This is a genomic window from Streptomyces sp. NPDC049577, from assembly GCF_040675635.1.
Lineage (GTDB): Bacteria > Actinomycetota > Actinomycetes > Streptomycetales > Streptomycetaceae > Streptomyces.
On sequence record NZ_JBFAPH010000469.1, the window covers coordinates 1 to 3,765 of the forward strand.

At 72.5% G+C, this 3,765-nt stretch carries 5 protein-coding genes; 2 read left to right on the forward strand and 3 right to left on the reverse strand.

Going from position 1 to position 3,765, the window contains the following annotated elements:
- Positions 1-157: 157 nt before the first annotated feature.
- Complete coding sequence (locus AB0K09_RS31065; RefSeq protein ID WP_366068741.1) at positions 158-586, reverse strand: hypothetical protein; 429 nt, start codon at positions 584-586, stop codon at positions 158-160.
- A 111-nt stretch (positions 587-697) separates the two neighbouring features.
- Positions 698-1,360, reverse strand: coding sequence for an endonuclease NucS (gene nucS, locus AB0K09_RS31070; RefSeq protein ID WP_366068742.1), 663 nt, complete (start codon positions 1,358-1,360; stop codon positions 698-700).
- Positions 1,361-1,570: 210 nt separating this feature from the next.
- Here nucS and AB0K09_RS31075 point away from each other — a divergent pair, with 210 nt between their 5' ends.
- Complete coding sequence (locus tag AB0K09_RS31075) at positions 1,571-1,963, forward strand: SCO5389 family protein (protein WP_366068743.1); 393 nt, start codon at positions 1,571-1,573, stop codon at positions 1,961-1,963.
- Positions 1,964-2,074: 111 nt separating this feature from the next.
- On the opposite strand, the gene AB0K09_RS31080 is transcribed toward AB0K09_RS31075, so the two are convergent.
- Positions 2,075-3,100, reverse strand: coding sequence for an LLM class flavin-dependent oxidoreductase (locus AB0K09_RS31080; protein ID WP_366068744.1), 1,026 nt, complete (start codon positions 3,098-3,100; stop codon positions 2,075-2,077).
- A gap of 225 nt (positions 3,101-3,325) precedes the next feature.
- Between AB0K09_RS31080 and AB0K09_RS31085 the strand changes: the two genes are divergently transcribed.
- Positions 3,326-3,661 (forward strand): ATP/GTP-binding protein, encoded by a 336-nt coding sequence (locus tag AB0K09_RS31085; protein WP_366068745.1) that lies wholly within the window; start codon positions 3,326-3,328, stop codon positions 3,659-3,661.
- Positions 3,662-3,765: the final 104 nt, after the last annotated feature.

Sequence of the window (3,765 nt, forward strand, 5' to 3'; positions counted from 1 at the left end):
CGGCGGCGCGGATCGCGCCGCGCGCCTGGGTGCGGAACGTACTGGAGGGCGACGGGCGCCGGCGCAACCTCGCCGCGGCGGGCGCCGGCGTCCTGCTGGCCGCCGTGCTCGGCACGATCGTGACCCTGGGCTCCGCCTCCGGCGGCCCCGACGACAGTCACTCCGACAACGTCCAGCCCGGCCGGACCGCGTCCCAGCAGGACGACGACAAGGGGCTGAACGCGGACGAGCCGGTCGCCGGCGAGAGCGGGGGGCCGCAGCTCCCGGGCCGGCGCGGCACGGGCGGGCCGGCGACACCGGGCGCCTCCGGCGCGGCGTCGGCCTCGCCGGGCGCGTCCGGCAGCGCGTCGCCGTCCGCACCGGCGAGCGGATCGGCTTCGCCGTCGGCTCCTTCGCCGTCGGCACCGACGAAGAGCCCGACGCGGTCGGCTTCGCCCAAGCCGACCCCGACGAAGGAGCCGACTCCGACGAAGGAGCCGACCAAGGAGCCGACCAAGGAGCCGACGCCGTCCCGCTCCGCGGCGACGGGAAGCAGCACGAACTCGGCGAGCGGTCCGGCCTCGGTCACGCCGATAGCGCCGGTCACACCGACCGGGTAGCACGCAGCACGCAGCACGCAACACGCAACACGCAGAACGCCGGACGGGCCGACGAGGCCGGCCCGTCCGGCGTTCGGGGACGAAGGCCGGCGAAGGTCCTAGAACAGCCGCAGCTTGTCGTCCTCGATGCCCCGCAGCGCGTCGTAGTCGAGGACGACGCAGCCGATGCCTCGGTCGGTGGCCAGCACCCGGGCCTGCGGCTTGATCTCCTGGGCCGCGAAGACACCCCGCACGGGGGCCAGGTGCGGGTCGCGGTTGAGCAGCTCCAGATAGCGTGTGAGCTGTTCCACACCGTCGATCTCGCCACGCCGCTTGATCTCCACCGCGACGGTCGCGCCGTCCGCGTCCCGGCAGAGGATGTCGACGGGGCCGATCGCCGTCGGGTACTCGCGGCGGATCAGCGTGTAGCCGGCGCCGAGCGTCTCGATGCGGTCCGCCAGCAGCTCCTGAAGGTGTGCTTCCACGCCGTCCTTGATGAGCCCCGGGTCGACGCCCAGCTCGTGGGAGGAGTCGTGCAGCACCTCCTCCATGGTGATGATGAGCTTCTCGCCCGCCTTGTTGATCACCGTCCACACGTTGTCGTCACCCTCCTTGAGGGTGCACGGCGGGGACATCCAGTTGAGGGGCTTGTAGGCCCGGTCGTCCGCGTGGATGGAGACGCTGCCGTCCGCCTTCACGAGGATCAGACGGGGTGCGGAGGGCAGGTGGGCGGTGAGCCGGCCGGCGTAGTCCACGGAGCAACGGGCGATGACGAGACGCATGGTCCGTCACGCTACTCGACACCAGGCACTCGACGCGATTCGCCCTGGATGGGCCCCTTCGCCGTTGGCCAGTTGTATGTGCGTTCTCCTGGTGCGGCAGCAGTGGCCGAATTACCGTTGAAGCGGGCGGTCGCCGTACGGGCACAGGGCGTCGTCGTCCGCTCGCCCATTCCTTAAGACCTCGCTCGCGGGGTCGCGAGAGGAGAACCCATGTCGCTCGACGTCTCACCGGCCCTGTTGGAACAGGCCGAGCGAGGCGAGGTCGATGAAGCGGACTTCGTCGACTGCGTCCGGACCTCCCTGCCCTACGCGTGGGAGATGATCAGCTCCCTGGTGGCACAGCTCAAGGTCGACGGCGGTGAGTTCGCCGACAACCGGACGCCCCCGCCGGACGAGCAGGCGCGCGGCCAGCTGCTGCGCGCCCTCGCGAGTGACGCGATCCGCGGAGCGCTGCAGCGACACTTCGGGGTCCGCCTGGCGTTCCAGAACTGCCACCGGGTGGCGGTCTTCCCGCTCGACCCTTCGGCGGACGAGCGCCTGGCCCGCTTCACCTCCGTCCGGGGACAGCTGCTGAACCAGTCGCCGGAACTACGCGACTGCTGACGCGTCCCTGCTGCCGCTCCGGTGCGGGAGGCGATGAGTGAACAGGAGCGGCAGCTCCTCGGCACGGAGCCGGGAGTCAGGTGGGCGAGCCGGGTGGGCGGGCGCGGCGGGTCAGGTGAGCAGCGGCAGCACCTCGGCACCCAGGCGCCGTAGATTCTCCTCGGTGGCGGCGAGATCGCCGGAGCCCTCGGTGAGCAGCGCGAAGCGGCTGATGCCCGTCCGCTCGGCGGTCGCCGCGAGCCGGTCGGCGCACAGCCGGGGCGGTCCGACCGGATGCAGCTCGCACAGCAGCTCCGTGTAGGCGAGCGGATCGCGCATCCGCCGCACCCGTCCGTCGACCGTCACATGGGCCGAGAGCCCCTGGTGCAGCCACCCCGGCATCGCCTTGAGCAGCGTCTCCGCCGCGTCCTCCCGGCGGTCCGCGATCTGCGCGACCCCGGCCGAGACATGAGCGGCCGCCGCGACTTCCTCCGGTGAACTACCCGCCTCCAGCGCGCACTTGCGCCACAGGGCCACCATCTCCGCCTTCTCCTCGTCGGAGCTGTGCATGCCCAGCAGCATCGGCAGCCCGTGCGCCGCCGCCAGCCGCACGCTCCCGGGCGAGGTGCACGCCACCATCACCCCCGGGCCGGAACGGTCCTGCAGATCGTCCGGACGCGGCACGACCGGCACCTCGCGGAAGGAGAACCGCGAGCCCGCCGCGCCCACCCGGGGTTCGCGCAGCCAGCGCATCAGCAGTTCGAGGGACTCCGGGAAGCCCTCCTCGAACGCCCCCAGGCCGGAGTTGAAGACCTCCAGGTCCACCCAGGGGCCGCCGCGGCCCACGCCCAGCGTGAACCGGCCGCCCGAGGTCAGGTGCAGCAGCGCCGCCTGCTCGCCCAGGGCCACCGGATGGGTGGTCGGCAGCACGCTCACCGCCGTGCCGACCCGGATCCGGCGCGTGCGCCCCAGCAGCAGCGCGGCCAGCGTGATCGCCGACGGGCACACCCCGTACGGCACGAAGTGGTGCTCGGCGAGCCAGACGGCGTCCAGCCCGGCCTCCTCGGCGACCTCCGCCGACCGTACGGCCCGGTACAGCGGCTCCCCGTGCCCCTGGCCGGGAAACTGCGCGGCCAGGACAAAAGCTCCAACGCGCATCGCTTACGTTCCTCCTAGCGACCGACGCGGCTCCCCCCAGTGGCAATAACGGCGGACACGTGCCGAAGGTACGGCCATGCGTGAAGTTTTCATGATGATCGCAAGTGACGCGGGATGCCGAACGGGATGCCGAGGGGGGTCTCGACGGAGGGACGCCTGCCCGGAACGGTGACGGTCACGCGTACCCTGGTCACGGCCCGTAGCCCAGACTTCCCGAGGTGCCCCGTGTCCCCGCGCCGAAACCGCCAGCGAGGCGGTGCCGACCCCCGACAGGCCCCCGAACCACGCGAGTTGAGCCCGGACCGCTACGGTCTGGAGCGCACGGAGTCCTGGCAGGGCGAGGACTGGGCGGTGCGCATGGTCGGCGGCACGTCGGCGGCCAAGCGGTACCGGTGCCCCGGCTGCGACCAGGAGATCCCGCCCGGGGTGCCGCACGTCGTCGCCTGGCCGCAGTACGGCGGCGGCGTCGAGGACCGCCGCCACTGGCACAAGGCCTGCTGGAACGCGAAGGACCGCCGGAGCGCCAGGCTCCAGCGGTCCCGCAACGCGCCGCGCTACTGAGCGCTACGCGTCGCGCTTCGTCATCGAGACGTAGGCCCCCGCCAGTGCGGCGGCGGCGATGCCGCCCGTGATCCACAGCGCGTCCCAGCCGGACGGTCCGTCCG

What these genes read in the sequence shown, in the direction of transcription:
- nucS (WP_366068742.1), bottom strand. Translation starts at nt 1,360, where the DNA reads ATGCGTCTCGTCATCGCCCGTTGCTCCGTGGACTACGCCGGCCGGCTC.
- AB0K09_RS31075 (WP_366068743.1), top strand. Translation starts at nt 1,571, where the DNA reads ATGTCGCTCGACGTCTCACCGGCCCTGTTGGAACAGGCCGAGCGAGGC.
- AB0K09_RS31080 (WP_366068744.1), bottom strand. Translation starts at nt 3,100, where the DNA reads ATGCGCGTTGGAGCTTTTGTCCTGGCCGCGCAGTTTCCCGGCCAGGGG.